This window comes from Phytohabitans aurantiacus (genome assembly GCF_027923225.1).
Lineage (GTDB): Bacteria > Actinomycetota > Actinomycetes > Mycobacteriales > Micromonosporaceae > Phytohabitans > Phytohabitans aurantiacus.
Genome location: NZ_BSDI01000025.1, coordinates 1 through 17,761 on the forward strand (window position 1 = coordinate 1; position 17,761 = coordinate 17,761).

The 17,761-nt window shown below is 71.4% G+C and carries 16 protein-coding genes; 8 read left to right on the forward strand and 8 right to left on the reverse strand.

Translation table 11 applies throughout. The features are described from left to right. Positions 1 to 199: 199 nt before the first annotated feature. The gene (locus tag QMG73_RS24270) at positions 200 to 1,087 is read right to left on the reverse strand and encodes a bifunctional 5,10-methylenetetrahydrofolate dehydrogenase/5,10-methenyltetrahydrofolate cyclohydrolase (RefSeq protein ID WP_281899322.1); all 888 of its coding nucleotides are present in this window, start codon (positions 1,085 to 1,087) and stop codon (positions 200 to 202) included. A 74-nt stretch (positions 1,088 to 1,161) separates the two neighbouring features. Here QMG73_RS24270 and QMG73_RS24275 point away from each other — a divergent pair, with 74 nt between their 5' ends. After that, entirely contained in the window at positions 1,162 to 1,554 is a 393-nt protein-coding gene (locus QMG73_RS24275; RefSeq protein ID WP_281899324.1) for a hypothetical protein, read from the forward strand. Continuing rightward, positions 1,551 to 4,988 (forward strand): caspase, EACC1-associated type, encoded by a 3,438-nt coding sequence (locus QMG73_RS24280; protein ID WP_281899327.1) that lies wholly within the window; start codon positions 1,551 to 1,553, stop codon positions 4,986 to 4,988. The genes QMG73_RS24275 and QMG73_RS24280 overlap by 4 nt, the downstream gene beginning before the upstream one ends. 173 nt (positions 4,989 to 5,161) lie before the next feature. Here QMG73_RS24280 and QMG73_RS24285 read toward each other — a convergent pair whose 3' ends face one another. Then, on the reverse strand, positions 5,162 to 6,232 hold the full coding sequence (locus tag QMG73_RS24285) for a lipocalin-like domain-containing protein (protein WP_281899329.1): 1,071 nt from the start codon (positions 6,230 to 6,232) through the stop codon (positions 5,162 to 5,164). An 11-nt stretch (positions 6,233 to 6,243) separates the two neighbouring features. Next, a complete protein-coding gene (locus QMG73_RS24290) occupies positions 6,244 to 6,690 on the reverse strand; it encodes a GNAT family N-acetyltransferase (protein WP_281899331.1) in 447 nt (148 codons plus the stop codon). 44 nt (positions 6,691 to 6,734) lie between these two features. On the opposite strand from QMG73_RS24290, the gene QMG73_RS24295 reads away from it, so the two are divergent. Continuing rightward, positions 6,735 to 7,421, forward strand: coding sequence for a hypothetical protein (locus QMG73_RS24295; protein WP_281899333.1), 687 nt, complete (start codon positions 6,735 to 6,737; stop codon positions 7,419 to 7,421). Positions 7,422 to 7,441: 20 nt separating this feature from the next. On the opposite strand, the gene QMG73_RS24300 is transcribed toward QMG73_RS24295, so the two are convergent. Further along, positions 7,442 to 7,708, reverse strand: coding sequence for an acylphosphatase (locus QMG73_RS24300; protein WP_281899336.1), 267 nt, complete (start codon positions 7,706 to 7,708; stop codon positions 7,442 to 7,444). A 20-nt stretch (positions 7,709 to 7,728) separates the two neighbouring features. Next, the gene (locus tag QMG73_RS24305; protein ID WP_281899337.1) at positions 7,729 to 8,307 is read right to left on the reverse strand and encodes a TetR/AcrR family transcriptional regulator; all 579 of its coding nucleotides are present in this window, start codon (positions 8,305 to 8,307) and stop codon (positions 7,729 to 7,731) included. Between the two features lie 94 nt (positions 8,308 to 8,401). Between QMG73_RS24305 and QMG73_RS24310 the strand changes: the two genes are divergently transcribed. Both QMG73_RS24310 and QMG73_RS24315 read left to right on the forward strand, forming a co-directional pair. Then, on the forward strand, positions 8,402 to 8,980 hold the full coding sequence (locus QMG73_RS24310; protein ID WP_281899338.1) for a dihydrofolate reductase family protein: 579 nt from the start codon (positions 8,402 to 8,404) through the stop codon (positions 8,978 to 8,980). Further along, the gene (locus QMG73_RS24315) at positions 8,973 to 9,929 is read left to right on the forward strand and encodes a serine aminopeptidase domain-containing protein (RefSeq protein ID WP_281899340.1); all 957 of its coding nucleotides are present in this window, start codon (positions 8,973 to 8,975) and stop codon (positions 9,927 to 9,929) included. Before QMG73_RS24310 ends, QMG73_RS24315 begins: the two co-directional genes overlap by 8 nt. Here the strand turns inward: QMG73_RS24315 and QMG73_RS24320 are convergent. Further along, entirely contained in the window at positions 9,916 to 10,290 is a 375-nt protein-coding gene (locus tag QMG73_RS24320) for an AAA family ATPase (RefSeq protein WP_281899342.1), read from the reverse strand. The two genes, QMG73_RS24315 and QMG73_RS24320, sit on opposite strands and share 14 nt — an antisense overlap. A 206-nt stretch (positions 10,291 to 10,496) precedes the next feature. Here QMG73_RS24320 and QMG73_RS24325 point away from each other — a divergent pair, with 206 nt between their 5' ends. Together QMG73_RS24325 and QMG73_RS24330 are read left to right on the forward strand one after the other, a co-directional pair. Further along, positions 10,497 to 12,131, forward strand: coding sequence for a sensor histidine kinase (locus QMG73_RS24325; RefSeq protein WP_281899344.1), 1,635 nt, complete (start codon positions 10,497 to 10,499; stop codon positions 12,129 to 12,131). Further along, on the forward strand, positions 12,128 to 12,805 hold the full coding sequence (locus QMG73_RS24330; RefSeq protein WP_281899348.1) for a response regulator: 678 nt from the start codon (positions 12,128 to 12,130) through the stop codon (positions 12,803 to 12,805). The genes QMG73_RS24325 and QMG73_RS24330 overlap by 4 nt, the downstream gene beginning before the upstream one ends. Here QMG73_RS24330 and QMG73_RS24335 read toward each other — a convergent pair. Next, positions 12,802 to 14,340 (reverse strand): acyltransferase, encoded by a 1,539-nt coding sequence (locus QMG73_RS24335; RefSeq protein ID WP_281899350.1) that lies wholly within the window; start codon positions 14,338 to 14,340, stop codon positions 12,802 to 12,804. The genes QMG73_RS24330 and QMG73_RS24335 overlap by 4 nt on opposite strands. 65 nt (positions 14,341 to 14,405) lie before the next feature. Between QMG73_RS24335 and QMG73_RS24340 the strand changes: the two genes are divergently transcribed. Then, positions 14,406 to 16,097, forward strand: a complete 1,692-nt coding sequence (locus tag QMG73_RS24340) for a phospholipid carrier-dependent glycosyltransferase (RefSeq protein WP_281899351.1) — start codon at positions 14,406 to 14,408, stop codon at positions 16,095 to 16,097. A 458-nt stretch (positions 16,098 to 16,555) separates the two neighbouring features. On the opposite strand, the gene QMG73_RS24345 is transcribed toward QMG73_RS24340, so the two are convergent. Continuing rightward, complete coding sequence (locus QMG73_RS24345; RefSeq protein ID WP_281899353.1) at positions 16,556 to 17,749, reverse strand: hypothetical protein; 1,194 nt, start codon at positions 17,747 to 17,749, stop codon at positions 16,556 to 16,558. Positions 17,750 to 17,761 lie beyond the last annotated feature (12 nt).

The window sequence follows — 17,761 nt, forward strand, 5'->3', positions numbered from 1 at the left end:
GACGGCCACGACAAACCCTGAACTGGCATACTCCAGCCCAGAAGCTCAACCAGCACCTCGTTGCACTGACCCCCTGAAACCGCCAGATCGAACCACGTGCTTTTGCCCTTGATCGGCGGGGAGAGCGGGGCACGCGAAGCGTGCGGGACGAGCGCGGACCGCGCGGACAGAGCGCGGACCGCGTCGCAAGAGCGTGGAGTTACGGCGTGGAGCGGGTGGCGGCGTGGATGGCGTTGCGGAAGAGCATGGCGACCGTCGTGGGCCCTACGCCGCCCACCCTCGGTGTAATCGCCCCAGCAACCTCGGCGCATGCCTCGTCGACATCCGGAAGCAAACGACGCCCGGCGTACCGGACACCCGCCCCGATTACCACGCTCCCCGGCCTGACATGCTCCGGCTGGACGATGCCGGGCACTCCGGCGGCGGCGACGAGGATGTCGGCGCGGCGGGTGTAGCGCGGCCAGTCCGGTACGCCGGTGTGCACCACCGTCACGGCCGCGTTGGCGGTCGGGCGCTTCTGTGACAGGAGCATCGCCAACGGCCGCCCCAGCGTCGCGCCGCGCCCGAGGATCACGACCTCGCGGCCGGCCACGGGGATCTCGTAGTGCGCCAGCAGCGCCTCGATGCCGGCCGGCGTACACGGCAGCGGTCCGGGCAGGCCGACGGCGAGGCGACCCATGTTGAGCGGGTGCATGCCGTCGACGTCCTTGTCCGGGTCGATGGTCTGCAACGCCACGTCATAGTCCAGGTGACCCGGGATCGGGTACTGGACGAGGATCCCGTGCACGGCCGGGTCCGCGTTGAACCGGGCGATCACCCGGTGCAACTCGTCCTGGGTGGTGGTCGCGGGCAGGTGCTCGTGCGGCGACGCGAACCCGAGGGCGGCGGCCTGCCGCTGCTTGATCCGGATGTACCCGGCGCTGGCGTCGTCGTCACCCACAAGGATGGTTGCCAGGCTGGGCGTGACGCCGCGTTCGCGGAGGCGGGCGGCTGCGGCGGCGGTCTCGGCCAGCACTGCTTCGGCGACGGGTGCGCCGGGCAGCAGCCGCGCGCCGGGCGTCGTGGTGGTGTCAGCGGGCTCGGTCATGGTGGAAATGATCGTATCTGGCGCCCTCCGACCGGCTCTTACCTGGACAGGAGTCCCACGAGAGGGGCGGGCCGATGACGCGGCAGCTCAACCTCCAACTCGGCGAAGACGGGGCGAGCGCCGAACGGCTGGACACCCTGACCGGATACCTCCGGCAGGAGCTTTTGGATCTTGACGTCGACGACGTGCGGCGGGCGCAGGGCGGCGCGGCGCCGCCCGGTACCCGCGCGGTCGACATCATGGCCCTCGGCGGCCTGGTCGTGACGCTCGGCCGCACCGCCGGGGGTCTCAAGGACGTCGTGGCCGCGGTCCGCCGGTGGCTGGCGCGCGGCGATGGGGTACGCCGCACCGTGAAGATCGAGATCGACGGCGACACGCTGGAGCTCTCCGAGGTGTCGGCGACGGAGCAGGACCGCCTGATCACGCTGTTCGTGAGCCGGCACGCCCGCGACGAGGTCGACCCGTGACCGGGCAGCGGAGGGCGTTGATCATCGCCAACGACCTGTACGAGAACGACGGGCTCCGGCACCTGCTCTCGCCGGCCGCGGACGCCGAGGCGCTCGGGCGGGTGCTCGGCGACGCCGAGATCGGCGGGTTCGACGTGCGGGTCGTGCACAACGAGCCGGCCCACGTCATGGGCGCCCACGTCGAAGACCTGTTCTCCGAGGCCAAGCCGGACGACGTGCTCCTCGTGCACTTCTCCGGGCACGGGCTCAAGAGCGAGTCCGGCGAACTGTACTTCGCCGCGCGCAACACCCGGCCCAACCGGCTCGGCTCGACCGCGCTGTCGGCGGACTTCGTCCAGCGCTGCATGCGCGCCAGCCGGTCGCGCAGCATCGTGCTGCTGCTCGACTGCTGCTACGGCGGGGCGTTCGGGCAGGGCGTCGCGGTGCGCGCGGCGGGCGACGTCAACGTGCTCGACAGCTTCCCGGGCGGCAGGCTGGGCGGCGGCCGCGGGCGCGCGGTCATCAGCGCGTCGACCTCGATGGAGTACGCCTTCGAGGGCGACCGCCTCGCCGACGAGCGGGGCCCCGCCCCCTCCGTGTTCACGACCGCGCTGGTCGAAGGGCTGTCGACCGGTGAAGCCGACCGCGACGAGGACGGCTGGGTGTCGCTCAACGAACTGTACGAGTATGTCTTCGACCGGGTCCGCGACCGCAACCCGAACCAGACGCCCAGCCGCGACGTGGAGATGCAGGGCGAACTGTATCTGGCGCGTAGCCGGCGGCGCCGGCTCCGGCCGCAGCCCATCCCGGCCGCCGTGCGCGCGGCCATGACCGACGCGAACATGTTCAGCCGGCTGGGCGCCGTCACCGAGTTGCGCACCAGGCTGCTCAGCGACAACCTGCCCGTCGCGCTCGGCGCGTTCGAAGCGCTGCGGGAGATCGCGGGCAACGATATCCAGTACGTTGCGGAGGCGGCCGCGGTGGCCCTGCGTGAGGTGGCGATCCGGCCGGCCGAGGCGGAACTGCGCTTCGAAGCCGTGGCCGGCGGCACCGAGCCGGCCGCCCGAGTACTGCCGCTGCTCGGGCCGCCCCTGGCGCGCGCGTGCGCGTACCAGGCGTCGGAGAGCTGGATCCTCGTCACCGAGACCGCGGCCGGCCCGTCCGTGTCGGTGCGCGCCCGCGGGACCGGCGCGCACCGGGGCACCCTCACCGTCAAGGGCCCGACCGGCGAGGTGGCGGTGCCGGTCGAGGTGCGGGTACGGGCGGCGACGGCTGCCCAGCCCGAGCCGGCGTCGCGCCCGGCCACCACCGGGCCGCTCGCAGCACCGCCGCCCGAAAGCTCGCGGCCGCTCCACGCTCCACCGGTTCCGGTGCCGGAAGGCTCGGCGCCGCTCCAAGCCCGAGCGGTCCCGGCGCCGGAAGCGGTCGCACCGGAGGCGACCACGCCGCGCGGACTGGCAGCGCCGCCCGCAGCAACCGCGACGCCACAAACGGCACCGCCGCGCGGACTGGCAGCGCCGCCCGCAACAACCGCGACGCCACAAACGGCACCGCCGGAAAGAGCCGCACCGTCGGAACCAGCGGCACCGTCAGCGCCAGCAGCATCGGCACCGCGGCGAGCAGCACCGCCGCCGGAAGTAATGGCAGCGCGGGAAGGAGCGGCGCCGCCGGACATGGCCGCGCCAGTCGTAGCATCCGCACCGCCGGAAACAACCGCGCCGCGGCAGGTTCCGCTGGCTGCGCCGCCGGTATCCGCCGGGCCGCGCCCGTCACCGGCACCGCCGGCCGAGCAGTATCGGGTACAGCCGGTCGCGTCGCGGATGCCGGCGTCGACGGCCGAGCCGCATCGGGTACAGCCGGTCGCGTCGCCGATGGAGCCAGTACCCGTGCCGCTGGCGGAGGCGCGGACGCCGTGGTGGGCGGCGGCCCTGCTCTGCGCGGGCGCCCTGGTTCTGGTCGTGCTGAACTGGCCCGGCAGCACCGGGGAGCGCGTGGCGTGGCTCGACGAGGAGACCGGCTGGAAGATCTACCGCACGCCCGACGACCCGTTCATCCTGGCGTCCGTGCTCGCGCTCGCCGGCGCTCTCGCGGCGCCGCTGGTCGCGCGCGGCGCGAAGGTCGCGCTCGGGGTCCTCGCGGGCGGCGCGGGCTTTCTCGCGCTGACCTCCGCGACGCTGCTGGTAGCCGAGATCTCGGGCGAGGAGACCGGGTACTGGATCGCCTCCCTGGCGATCGGTGCCGCGCTGGCGACGCTGGCGCTGTTCGTAGCGCGGCCCCACGGTCCGTTCGGGTGGCCGGCGTGGCCCGCCGCCGCGCTGGTCGTGGCCGGTGGGCTGCTGCTCGTGGCCGGGTCGTCGGTGACCCACGAGAGCGTGTCGATCATGGGTGTCACGTACGGCGTCGACGCCCTCGGACCGCTGGCCCTGGCCGCGGTGGCGATGCTGGCGCTGGCGGCCGGTGACCGGCCGACACGCCGGTTCCTGGGTGCCGCCGCCGCGGCGGTCACGCTGCTCGGAGTCGTCGACCTCATACCGGCCTGGAACGCCGACATGCACGCGGGGTTCTCGCTGGGGCTCGCCGGCAACATCCTGGTGTTCGGTGCGCTGGCGGTGGGATTGCCGCTAATGCCCCGAGGCAATCGGAGTACCGCACCGAGGGCATCCTGGGGCAGTGTGGTGGGGCTGGTCGGTGCGGCTCTGCTGCTGCTGTTCGTCAACGGGCACGCCATCCTCGAAGGGCAGAGCCTCTGGTACGACTCCTATGAAGGGTCAGCCGGCGTGCTGCGACAGTCGTACGACGGCACCGTCTACGCGGCTCTGCTGATGCTGGCCGCCGCGCTACTGAGCCGCGCCGGCGGGGCGGTGACCGCGTACGCCGTGGGTGGTGTGACCGCCACGGCGGCATTGTTCGCCACGACCGGCCTGGTCGTCCTCAGTGGAGGGTTCGGGTACGGTCCATCCAGCACCGTGTGGGCTGTCTCGCTGGGCGCGGCGCTGGCGGTGCTCCTCGGCGTGGCGGTGGCGTCGACCCGGCTGCGGCACGGGCTGGCGCTGGGTCGCCCCGCCCCCGTACCGGCGGTGCTGCTCGGGGCGGCCTTCGTCGCGCTGCTGGTGCCGCAGTTCGTCGCCTTCGACGACGATACGTCGGCGGGCGGCTACATCGGGCCGCTCGTGCTGCTGTTGCCGCTCGTGCCGGCGGCGCTCGGCGCTGTGGCGGCAGCCGGCCGCGACCCGGACGCCCGGAGAGTCGCCGTGGGGGCGACGACCGCGTACGGGACGCTGTTCGCGATCGCGTGCTTCTACCCGATCATCACGGACAACGCCCGCCGGTACTTCGTGGCCATGCTCGTCGCCCACCTCCTGCTGGCGGCGGCCGCCCTGGCCGCCACGCCACCCCGCGCAGCGCTTCGCGCGACCGGCCGAGCCCACCCCGCACCGCCTACCCCGACCCCATAACCCGCCCGCCCCGCCCGCCCCGCCCCGTCCGCGCGGCCCGCCCCGTCCGCGCGGCCCGCGGGGCGGGTGCCGCGCGCCTCCCGCGCCGCCCCTTCCGCCGATCAAGGGCAAACGCACGTGGAAAAGCGATCCAACCACGTGCGTTCGCCCTTGATCGATGCGATCTCCCTTGATCAGCGGAGGTTGCGTCCGAGGTAGACCAGGTCCCAGATCGCCGGGTCGGTGTGGTGCTCGATCACGGCGCCGGCACGGTAGACGGTCACCGTCATCGGCCCGGTGAAACGCAGGATGGCGCCGTCGAAACCCGCCAATCGCGCGGCCGCCTTCTTCCAGCCGGTCATCTCGTCAACGAGCTTGGTAACGGCGATGTCCCGCTCCCGCGCGAACGACACGACGATCCGGTCGTCGCCGTTCTCGTACACGTAGCGGGTCGCGGCCGCGACCGGCTTACCGGTGCGCTCGTCGACGAATACACCATCGGTCTCGAACCGCACGAGAGAGCCCTCATCGGCGATGATACGGCCGTCACGGGCGAGCATGAACACTGTCACCGGCCGGTACCGGTACCGCTTCGTAGCGGTGATATGCGCGGCGATGGCCGTGTACGGGCCGGCCTGGCCGCGCGCCCAGTACCAGTGGTGCACGATCCTGTGGAGCGGAACGTTGCCCCAGTTGTGGTCGTGGTAGCCGGTTCCCGACGCCGCGCGCGTTTCACCGTCCACTGTGTAGCTGCCGGTGACCCGCCCCTGTGGCACAGACGGCAGCCAGGCGAACGTCAGCTCGCGCCGCTTCCCGTACACGAGGTGTCCCGTCGCCGGTCGCCACGGCGGGATCTCCCCGCGCAGCGTCAGGTCGACCGACACGTCACCGGCCGTCGCCTGGATCCGGTACTCCCGCAGGTCTCCGCGAAACCGGTTCACCCCCAACCGCACATCGGCGTGGTCCGTCGCCGCCGACCACTGCTCCGCCTCGAAGGGAACCACCTGCTGGAGGGAGCGGCCGCCGGGCAGAACCACGCCCAGCCGCAGCAATGGAGACAGTGGCCCGCCGGCAGACGCCATCGGCTTGTTCATGAAGACCACGACGATCGTCGCACCGTCGTCCAGGTGCGCGTCGAAATACCACCACTCGTAGGTGCCGGGACGATTGTCGGTGCGCGCGCCGTCTTCCCACGCGGCGATCGAGTCGGCCTCGAGCCCGAAGCGTGCGTAGTCGGCCGCGCTGGTGCCCAGCAGATCGTCCATCGGCGCCTCCGTCAGCCCGCCGGACTCAACGGGTAGTCGTATCGGATGAATCCATTGAAGCTCGCAACCTTGTCGTACAGTGCCCGCGCGACGTCGTTGTCTTGCTTGGTCGTCCAGTACAGGCGCGCCGCTCCCCGCCTGCCGGACTCCGCGGCCACCCACTCGATGAGCGCTCGCGCCGCACCTTGGCCACGAGCCGCCTTGTCCACGAAGAGATCCTGCAGGTAGCAGTGGTCCGCCGACCAGCAGGCGGTATGGAAGAGATAGTGTGCGATGCCGACGAGCCTGCCGTCGAGCCAGGCGCCGATTCCGTGTACGCCGTCCGCGCGAAGCAGCCGGTGCCACATGTCGTCGTAGCCGTCGTCGCTGACCGGGGTCTGGTAAAAGGCCTTGTAGCCTCGCGCCAGCGCTTCCCACGCGGCGCGGTCGGTGGGCCGCAGCGAACCAATATTGATCATGGTAGCCATCCTCGCACTGGCGTGTCTTGGATAGGTTGATGGGGGTGGACCAGTTCGCACCCGTCGTGATCGGCTTGGGCCTCGCGTTGCTCATCGCTTTCGTGGTCCTGGCGACCGTGCTCGGCATCCGCCACGAACGGCGGCGCCGCGCAGCATTGCGGGACTGGGCGCACCGCAACGAGTGGCGATACGTCGAGGCGCCGCGGGTCGATTGGATGTCGCGGCTGCCCGGCACGAGCCAGCGGCGCGTCACGCTGGCCCTGACCGGTGTCCTGGATGGGCGCGAAGTCACCGTCGCCGACTACTCGTACACGCGCACCAGCACGTCGACCACCACCGGCGGCGACGGTCGATCCCAGACCAGCACGTCGTCGACGACCCACCATCTCGTGGTCGTGGTGGTCACCCTGCCCGAGCCCGGCCCCACCCTGGCGGTGGAACGCCGCGGCGGCCTGTCGAAGCTCGGCCGGGCCATCTTCGGCGACAAACCCGCCGCGCTCGGCGACGAACGGTTCGACAGCAAGTTCCGGCTCACCGGCCCGGACCCCGACACGATCCGGCGGTACGTCGGCCCGTCACTCGCCGCCGAGCACATCGCCGGCCGGGTACCGCCATGGAGCCTCTACGGCCGCCAACTGCTCACGTACTACGAGGCGCGGCTCGACGACGCGGAGCGGATCCTCGCGCTCGCTCAGCCATTGGTGCGCGTCGCCCACCTTCTGGGCCGGTAGGTCCACATTGAACGGCGAGGTCACCGGATCTCGAAGTAGGTGAGCCCTTCGGCGGGCTCGTCGCGCACGTCGACCGCCGTTACCGTCGCGCGGGACGGGCCGCGGCGGGCCCAGCTCACCAGCCGGTCGACACCGTCCACATCGCCCTCGAAGACGGCCTCGACGCGGCCGTCGGGCAGGTTGCGCACCCAACCGCCCACGCCCTGCTGCCCGGCCACGCGGCGGCAGGTGTCTCGAAAGAACACACCCTGCACCTCACCGGAGACCAGGACGCGCTTGCGAATCACCGCCTCACCCTACCGCCGGTTCACGGGGCCGGAGGCAGGATGCGCTCGACCATGTCGGCGATGAGCTGGTCGTAAGGGTACGGCGCCAGGACCTCCGGCACCGTCAGGTCGTCGATGAGCAGGCCGCTCATCGCCAGATACAACAGCACCACGGTGATTTCGTCGCCGGGCAGGCTCGCGCCGAGGTGGAAGTCGATGCCGTCCTGAAGGTTCGCGCGGAAGACGTCGATGAGCAGAGCACGCACCTCGGGACGGCGGGTGGCTTCGAGGCGCAGTTCGAACATCGCCAGGTAGCTGCTGCGGTCGCGGCGCATCCGGTCGAGCAGGTCGTAGAGCAGGCGGGTCACGAGCTTGTGGTCGTGCGGCTCGCGCATGGTGGTTTCCACATCGGACGGATTCGGGGTGAGGCGTTCGCGGGTGCGCTGGGTCACCTGGTTGAGCAGGTCGTCGCGGTTGGCGAAGTAGTTGGAGGTGGTGCCGTTGGGCACGGCCGCCTCGGCGTCGACGGCGCGGAAGGTCAGCCCGCGGGAGCCGTCGCGGGCCAGTACCTCGATGGCGGCGTCAAGGAGGGCGGTGCGGCGGCCGGGGTTCTGGCGCATGTGACTCCTTCGGTCCGGGAGGTTGACACCACTACAGGCACAGTACTACATTCAGACCACTACATTCGGAGTGCTTCGAGAGACGGGGAACCACATGCGAAAGCTCATCTACTACGTCGCCACCACCATCGACGGGTTCATCGCCGGGCCGGACGGGCAGTTCGACTTCTTCACGATCGACCCCGAGCTGATGTCAGTGGTCAACGCCGAGCAGCCCGAGACCGTGCCGACCGCGTTCCGCGCGCAATGCGGGTTGGAAACCGCGCCGAACAAGCGCTTTGACACTGTCCTCATGGGACGCGGCACGTATGAGCCGGCGCTCAAGGAGGGCATCACGAGCCCATACGCGCACCTGCGGCAGTACGTGTTCTCCCAGACGCTGAGCGCGGCGGATCCCGGGGTCGAGATCGTCTCCAGCGACCCGGTCGAGTTCGTCCAGCGACTCAAGGAGCAGCCCGGACAGGAAATATGGCTGTGCGGCGGCGGCCGCCTGGCCGGTAGCCTACTGCCGATGATCGACGAACTCATGATCAAGCGCTATCCGGTGATCGCCGGCTCCGGCATACCGATGGTCGACCGGCCCTTCGACCCGGCCGGATTCGCGGTCACCGGTGTCCGGACGTTCGGCTCCGGCGCCTCCTTCACCACCTACGTCCGGGCATCGGATGGCTGACGACCGCGCGGCGTACCGAGGTGTCGAGGATCGGGCGGTCGCTTGTTACACCGAGGAGCGCTACGAGGACGGCGTCGGATTGCTCCGAGACGCGATGCCTCAATTGCCATCGTGGCGTGCCGACCTGGCGCACCTGGCAGCCTGCCTGCTCGGTGCGGCGGGTCGGCCCGCCGAGGCGCTGGCCGAGCTGCGGTCCGCCTTCGACGCCGGCGGCTGGTGGCACCGCCGCATCCTGGTCGACGACGATGACCTCGCGTCCCTGCGTGACCTGCCCGGCTTCGCCGACCTCGTCGAACGGTCCCACGCCCGTGCCCTGGCCGCCGGCACCGCGACCCGCCCGCCGCTGATCCAGCGGCCCGCCGGCGCCGCCCGGGGCGTCCTGGTCGCGCTGCACGGCGCCGGCGAAGACGCCGACGACGCCATCGCCGCCTGGAGCGCCGCCGTCGCGGCGGGCTTCGTCCTGCTCGCGCCCGACTCCTCGCAGCGCAACACGCCGACCTACCGGTCCTGGCCCGATCCCGACGCCGGCCTGCGCGACATCGCCGCCGCGCTCGCCGCGCTGCCGGCCGGTGACCAGGGCCTTCCGCTAATCGCTGGCGGCTTCTCCGCCGGCGGCCGGCAGGCCATCCTGTGGGCGTTGGCCGGCGAGCCGGGCCGGCCGGCGGGCTTCGTCGCGGTCGCGCCCGCCATCGGGCCGGCGCACCTCGACCCCACACAGTTCACAGCCGCCGTCGCGCGCGGCGTCACCGGCACGGTCCTGCTCGGTGAGCAGGATGATGATGTACGCGACGACGCGCTCCCGGCAATCGATGGTTTGCGCCGAGCGGGGCTCCGATGCGCCCTGACCTTGCTCCCCGGATTGGCCCACGCATTCCCCACCGATTTCCCCGACCGCCTCCACAACACCCGAGAACTCACCGTGATCAGGGCGTCCCTCAAGTCGCTCTAACGACGTGAGGGACGCCCTGATCACGAGCGGAGTCAGTGTCCACGAGGTACCGCGGCCGCGTGGTGATCATGTCGACGTACCGGGCCAGCTCCGGGCCGAGCACGACGTCCTGGAGCACCGCGGTGAAGCCCGCTCCGGCGTACCCGTCGGCGACCTGGGTCGCGAGCCGGTACCGCAGGTCGAGCTGAGCGGCGGCCGGCGTACCCGAGTCCGGCGCCATCTCCGCGCGACCCGAGACGATCATGCGCCGGAACACGTCACCGCGCACATGCGCCGCGCGCGGCAACCGCTCGGCCAGCCCCTGAGCGACCGTCGACTTCCCCGCCGCCATCACACCCGTGACGACGATGACCTCACCCACCCAAACCTCCCGATACCCCGGCCCGCGACACCAGGCCCTGTCCTGCCGATCATTGTCGGCCTGCGACGGGCCCAGGCGACGACCGGCGGCGCCGGATCCCGCCTGGACTCCGTCTCGACTCGACATGATCGACAGGACAGGGCCTAGCGCCCAGGCCGGGGCGGGGGCGATGATGATTGACCCCGCAGTCAGAAAGTTGAGTCTTCGTGGTCGTGCCGTCCCGCCGCCCCACGCTGGCGGGCCAGTTGCTCGCTTTCCAGCTGGCGATCATCGTCGTCGTACTGGTGGCTGTCGCCGCGCTGTCGCTGGCCCAGTCGGCGGCGACGTTCAACCGGGTCGAGGGGCGCCGGGTCGCGGCTCTCGCCGAGCAGCTCGCCGACAACCCGCTGGTCCGCGCCCAGCTCGACGCCCCGGCGCCGGGCGAGACCCTCGCACCGCTGGTGCAGTCGACGCGTACCGAATCGGGCATCACCTCGGTGACCATCGCGAACGCCCGCGGCGTCGTCGTCAGCTCGACCAACCCGATCCTGGTCGGCACCAGGCTGCCCCTCGGCGAACCGGGCGTGGCGGAGGCGCGCGGCTGGTCGGGCGAGCTGCGCGTCGACGGCGAACGCGAGCTGGTCGCCCAGGTACCGGTGCTGGGCGCGGAGAAGGGCAAGATCGGCAAGCATCTGGGCACGGTCATGGTCGGCGAGGCGTCACCGACGCTGTGGCAGCGGGCGCGCAACGCGTCGAGCAACCTGATCCTGTACCTCGGGCTGGCGAGCGCGATGGGCCTCGTCGGCTCGTGGTTGCTGGCGCGGCGGATCAAGCGGCAGACCCTCGGGCTGGAGCCGCGCGAGATCGCCGGGCTGGCCGAGCACCGTGAGGCGATGCTGTACGGCATCGCAGAGGGCGTCATCGCGCTCGACCCGCATCAGCGGATCACGCTGGTCAACGCGGTCGGGCGTACGCTGCTGGACCTGCCTGAGGAGTGCGTCGGGCGGAGCCTGGCCGAGCTGGGCATCGAGGGGCGGCTACGCGACGTGCTGACCGGAGTCGACGGCGATGGCACCGACGAGGTCGTGCTGCGCCGCGGGCGGGTGCTGGTCATGAACCGCATGAGCGTGACAAAGGACGGCCGGCGCCTCGGATCGGTCACCACATTGCGTGACCGCACCGAGCTCGCCCAGCTCGAGCAGGAGCTCGGATCATTCCGGAGCAGTACCGAAGTGCTCCGAGCACAGGCGCACGAGTTCGCCAACCAATTGCACACGATCTCGGGCCTCATCCAGCTTGGAGATTACGACGAGGTGGTCCGGTACGTCGACGCGCTGGCCCGGCACCGCGAGTCGCTCGACCTGACGCTGACCAGCCGGGTGCACGACACGGCGGTCGCGGCGCTGCTGATGGCCAAGTCGGCGCAGGCGGCCGAGAGCCGGGTCCAGCTGCGCGTCTCCGAGCGCACGTCGCTCGACCGGCTCGACCCGCGCGACTCGGCCGATGTGGCCACCGTCGTCGGTAACCTCGTGGACAACGCGGTCGACGCCGCCGCCGCTGGAGAGGCCGGGCACAACGCGTGGGTGGAGGTCGAGCTGCGCCAGGACGCGTCCACTGTGGAGATTGTCGTGCGCGACTCGGGGCCTGGTGTCGCCCCGGAACTGGCGCAGGAGGTGTTCTCGCACGGGTTCACCACGAAGGCCGCCCAGGAGGGCGAGCGCGGGATCGGCCTGGCGCTGACGCGCCTGGTCTGCAAGCGGCACGGCGGCGAGGTCGCGGTCACCAACACGGCCGCGGGGGCCGCGTTCACCGCGCGGCTCACGGTGGGGCATCCGGTCGCGGTCGTGGAGGCCAACAGATGATCGACGTACTGGTCGTCGACGACGACTTCATGGTCTCGCGCATCCACCGCGGCTTCGTGGAACGGGTGCCGGGCTTCCGGGTCGTCGGCACCGCCCACACCGGACAGGAGGCGCTGGACGCCGCCGCCGAGTTGCACCCCGACCTGGTGCTGCTCGACCTGTACCTGCCGGACATCTTCGGCCTCGACGTGGTGACCCGGCTGCGCACCGCCGGCCTCGACTGCGACGTACTGGTCATCTCGGCCGCCCGGGAGTCCGACGCGGTGCGCGGTGCGGTGCGGCACGGCGTGGTGAACTACCTGCTCAAGCCGTTCGGCTTCGACGACCTGCGGCGGCGGCTGGAGCAGTACGCGGCCCAGCGCAGCGGCATGTACGCGGCAGAGGTTCACAACCAGGCCGACGTCGACCGGGTGCTGGCCCGTGCCGCGTCCGGGCGGGCGACCGCCGCCGCCCTGCCCAAAGGACTCAGCACGGTCACCGCCGGACTCGTCGAGGGCGCTTTGCGGGGCACCGACGAGACAATGTCGGCCGCCGAGTGCGCGCAAAAGGTGGGGATCTCTCGGGTCAGTGCCCGCCGATACCTCGAGCACCTGCACGACACCGGCAAGGCGGACGTCACGCTGCGCTACGCGGTGCCTGGGCGCCCCGAGCGCCGGTACCGCTGGGTCGGTTAACTGGTCGGGTCAATAGCCGGCTCGGGTCGGTGCACTCCGCGCGGCCGGTACCCGAGCGCACCGCTCTCCCCCAGCACGTCGGCGAGCAGCCAGACGATGGCGAGCCACATCTCGGTACCCATGAGGCTGGCCTCGTGCTCGGAACCGGTCGTGGGAGCCGGACTGAACGCGAACCCGGCGCCGGGTCGCCAGCTCGACAGCGCGGCGTCGAGCCGTTCCCGCGCCCACGCGTGCGCGTCGCCGCGACGATGCCGGGTCTGCTGCCCGCACAGCCACAGTGGATGGATCACGTCGAGCACGTCGCACGCGGTGCCCCGGCCGTCGCCGAAGAACCCGGCGTCCCGGCTGTGCGCGAGCACCGCGTCGATCGTCGCCTCCGGACGCGGCACCGGCAGCCCGAACTGCGCGAACGTGCCCCGAGTCAGCCGGTAGTACCCGTTGACCGGCTGGCGGAAGCGCTCGGCCGCCGTGGGCGCGCCCCACAGTCCGGTCCACCGATCCTGGCGGGTCAGCAGCCACCCGAACAGCGCTTCGAGCGGCGCCGGCGCGCCGAGTCGCCGGTTCCACAGCAGGGCGGTGCCGAAGGCGTCGACCCACGCACCGGCCGACCACGCGGCCGTCTGCCAGGGCAGGCCGTCCAAGCGCGCGACCAGGCCGTCGTGGTCCAGGCTGATCGGGTACTCGAAAGGCGCACCGAGCAGATCGAGCGCGTACCCGACGCACAGGATGTGGTAATCCTCCCTGCTCTGTTGCTTGAGCCAATCGACCAGATTGCTCGCAGGCAATTGCGGGGGCGGCGCGCCGAGCAATAGGTCGGAGATCTCCACGGCATCGCACGTGGCACGCACGTCCAATGCACCGCCGATTTGATTGATGAACCGGCTGTGCTCCGGCTGCCAGTACCGGTCGAGCAGCGCCGGCGCCTCCTCCCGCGCCCGGTCCGCGAAGCGCGTCAGCCGCGCGGTGAGGTCGCCCGCCCGCGTGCCCGACTTCTCGCGCCGGTCCCGGACGCGCCGGGCCGGATTGCCCGCCATGATCGACCACGGCGGCACGTCCTTCGTAACGACGGCGCCCGCGCCGATCACGCTGTGCTCACCGATGGTGACCCCGTCGACGACGATCGCGCTGGAACCGATCCAGACGTCATCGCCCACCGTGATGCCCTTGGTGGTGATCGGCTGCTCGTGCACCGGCCGGTCGGGAGCCATCGAGTGGTTGAAGCCGAGCAACGAGGCGTGCGAGCCGACGCGGACGCCGTCGCCGAGCCGCACCCGCCCGCGCACCACCGCGTACGGGTTGAGCGTCGAGTTGTCGCCGATCTCCACGTCGTCGGTCAGGTACACGTGCGCGGCGATGTACGAGTCCCGGCCGATCCGCAGCGTCGTCTCATGGATCGCGGCCAGCGGCGACAGGTACGTGCGCTCGCCGACCTCCCGCACGCCCCGCTCGCGAAGTGTCCTTTGCCACGCCACCTGGATGGAACGTTCTTCGTCTGTGGCCTGTGACCAGTACAGCCAGGGCAGGAAGTCGTACATGATCTCCATCCTGCCGGTCCGGCTCAGGTGGCGCGCAGCCGGACACATGCCATGATCCGATCATAATGACGACCACGCCACGGTGGCTGCGGCGCGGGCTGCTCGCCCTCGCCGTGGCCGCGCTCCTCGCCCAGATGGCGGCCGCGATGCTCACGACGGCCGTCGGGCAGACCTCGACGATCGACGAGCCCGTGTACGCGGGCGCGGCGCTGGTGCAGCTCCAGGAGCGCAGCCTGCGGTACAACCCGGAGCACCCGCCGCTCGGCAAACTGATCATCGGCGCCGGACTGTCGTACGGCGATGCCAGGATCGATCCGGGGTTCGTCGGCAACCAGACCGAGCTCGGCAGGTGGCTGCAGTACGAGTCCGGGCAGGACCCGGCGCGGACCATGCTGCTGGCGCGCCTCCCCGTCATCGTCATGACGCTGCTTTTCGGGCTTGTGGTCTTCGGTTTCGCGCGCGACGTCGCCGGGTGGCTGGGCGGGCTGGCGGCGCTGACCCTGTACGCGTTCTCGCCCGATGTGATCGCGCACGGGTCGCTGGCGACGCTCGACGCTCTGGTCTCAGGCTTCCTCATCACGGCGTTGTGGATGGTGTGGCGGGCCCGGCGGCGGCCACTGCCATACCTCCCGCTGGCCGGGCTGGCGCTGGGGGCCGCGCTCGCGACGAAGATGTCCGCGCTGGCCGGGGCGCCGGTCGTGCTCGCCCTGGCCACCTTGTCCGTGTGGCACGCGACGCGACAATCACCCGGCGAGGCGTCGTCCGCGACTGGCGGGATCAGGGTGGCTTCCGGGCAGGGCGCGCGCGGCGCCGGGCGGCGGCGGGTCCTCGCGGTCGGCGTGGCGGCCGCGTTCGGGGTCGGTTTGATCGCCGTGGGCGTGGTGTGGGCCAGCTACCTGGCCGTCGACCCGGACCTGGTGTGGGTGGCGCCGCCCGACCTACCCGCCGTACACGGCCTACGCGCGCTCCTCGTCGACGCGCTCCCCTTCCCCCAGCCGTACCGCGACGGGATGCGGGTCCAGTTCGGGTTCGAGGACGGCAAGTTCGGCGGGTACCTCTTCGGGCGCAACTACTCCGGTTCCCTTTGGTACTACCAGCCCGCCGCCCTGCTGGTGAAGACGCCGCTCGGGATGCTCGCCCTCTGGCTGGCCGGCGTGGTGGCGATGCTGTCGGTGCGGCGGCTGAGGGCGGCCGCCCCGTACGTGCTGCTGCCGGCTGCGGTACTGCTAGCTGCCGCAATGACGGGCGACCGCGACTTCGGCACCCGGTACACCCTCTTCATGCCGATGCTGCTCGCGGTCGCCGCGGCGGCTGTGGCGGTCGTGCCCTGGCGCCCGGGTCTCGTGCGGGCCGCGATGGCGGCGCTGGTCCTCTTCGTGGCGATCAGTTCACTGCGAACGTTCCCTTACTACCTGCCGTACTCGAACGAGGCGTTCGGTGGGCCATCGAAGACCTACCTGCGGCTGCACGATTCCAATGTGGACTGGGGCCAGGATCTGGGACGGTTGGCGGAACGCCTGCGTACGCGATATCCGGACGAGCAGATCTGGCTCGTGTATCGCGGCAGCGGCGAGCCCGACTACTACGAGATCAAGTTTCGCGACCCGCTGCGCACGCCGCCGGACGAGGTGCGCGGCCTGCTCGTCGTCTCGAACAGCACGCTCGCAAAGGCCATCAACGGGCCGCTGGCGGATCTCGTGGCGACCAGCACCAAGATCGACGACGTGGGCCACTCCATCACGATCTTCCGCCGCTGACCCGGCGCCCACGCGCACCTCGTGCGCCGTCCGCTGGTTCCGTGTCGCGTCCGGCACAAGGGGTCCGCTGCGCGGATCGGGACAATCTGGTCGGTGGGCGCGCGTAGCGCCGGCCCGGACGCGGTTGGTCGGGGTCGAAGCGGCGCGATCGCCCTTCCTCGACGACGTCGATCAAGGAGATCTGCATGGATCAAGGGCAAATGCACGCGGAAAAGAGATCCAACCACGTGCGTTCGCCCTTGATCGGCGGGAGGGAGGGCTATTTCGCGGATGGCGCACCGCGCCCGCACCGCGAGCGCACCGCGCCGCGCGGCGCCGGCGAAGCGGCCGCGCGAGCAACGCACGGCGGGGCGGCAGCGCGAGCAGCGCGAGGCGGGGTGGGCGCGCGAGGCGGGGCGGCCGCGCGAGGCGGGGCGGGCGCGCGAGTAGCGCGAGGTAGGGCGGCAGGGCGGGGGAGGTCAGGTGATTTTGGAGGCGGTGATCTGGGCTTCGCCGTTGGCTCGGTAGAAGATGCCGGGGATGGTTTCGAACTCGTCGCTCGGGTTGCGGCGGAGGGTCGAGCTCTCGATGCGCAGGGTGCCGCTACGGTCGTTGCTGACGTAGAAGATCGCGCCGCCGCCCTCGCGGGCGTGGTTGCGCTCCATCAGGGTGCCGGCGACGCGCAGGGTGAAGGTGTTGCCGTCGCAGTAGATCGCGCCGCCGTTGCCGCCGCCGGGGGTGCCGTTGGCGGCCTCGTTGGCGCCGTAACCGATGGCCTCGTTGTGACTGAACAGGCTGTTGAGGATCACCCACGAGACGCCGATGCTGCTCAGGGCGCCACCGTTCGAGCAGGCACCACCCTGGCCGGCGGCGCCGCCGAAAGTGCTGCTCACGACGTACACGGGCAGGTCTCGGTTTTGATCCAGCACCCGGATGGCCGCGCCGCCGAGATCGGGCCCGCCGGAGTCGCACCTGTTCTTGACGAACCGCGAGTTGATCACCTTCAGCCGCCCGCCGCGTGCGTAGAGCGCGCCCCCGCCGCCGCCGTTCGTGACCTCGGGGTCGGGGTCGGCGCCGATGGAGCTGCCGCTGGCGAAGGTCAGGTTCTGCACGGTGAGCTGCGGGTGGTCCTGGTTGGTGCAGTCGCCGGGCGGCGGGCCCTGCGCGTCGTCGCACGTGTTCATGTAGAGGATGCGGCGCTTGCCGGCCCCGCTCAGCGTGACCTTGCCGCCGCCGTCGAGCACGACGCGCTTGGTCGAGTTCTTGACCTTCGCGGTCTGCGTCATCGTGATCGTGATCGGGTCAGGACCGCACGAAAACGTGACCACGCCGCCCGCGGCCACCGCGGTCGCCACGGCCTTTCCGGTGCAGCTAGCAGCTGTACCGTTGCCGACCACCCTGTTCGGCTTGGTGGTGTCGACGGCGCGCGCCTCGGCCGGTACCGCTGCCTTGCCGTTGGGGTTTCCCGCGCGCAGCGTGCCACCGGACGACCCGGCCGTGGGGGTCGGGGCCTTGGTGGTGGGCGCGGCACCCAGCGCCGCCTTGCCGTCCGGCGCGGTCGACGTGGCGGCCGGGGTCGGCGGCGGGTCGTCGCCGCCGCCGTCCGAGCCGCCGCCGCACGCCGGCAGCAGGGCCGCGACCACACCAAGCGCGAGCAGCGTCCGGAAAACCACGGGCCGATGCTA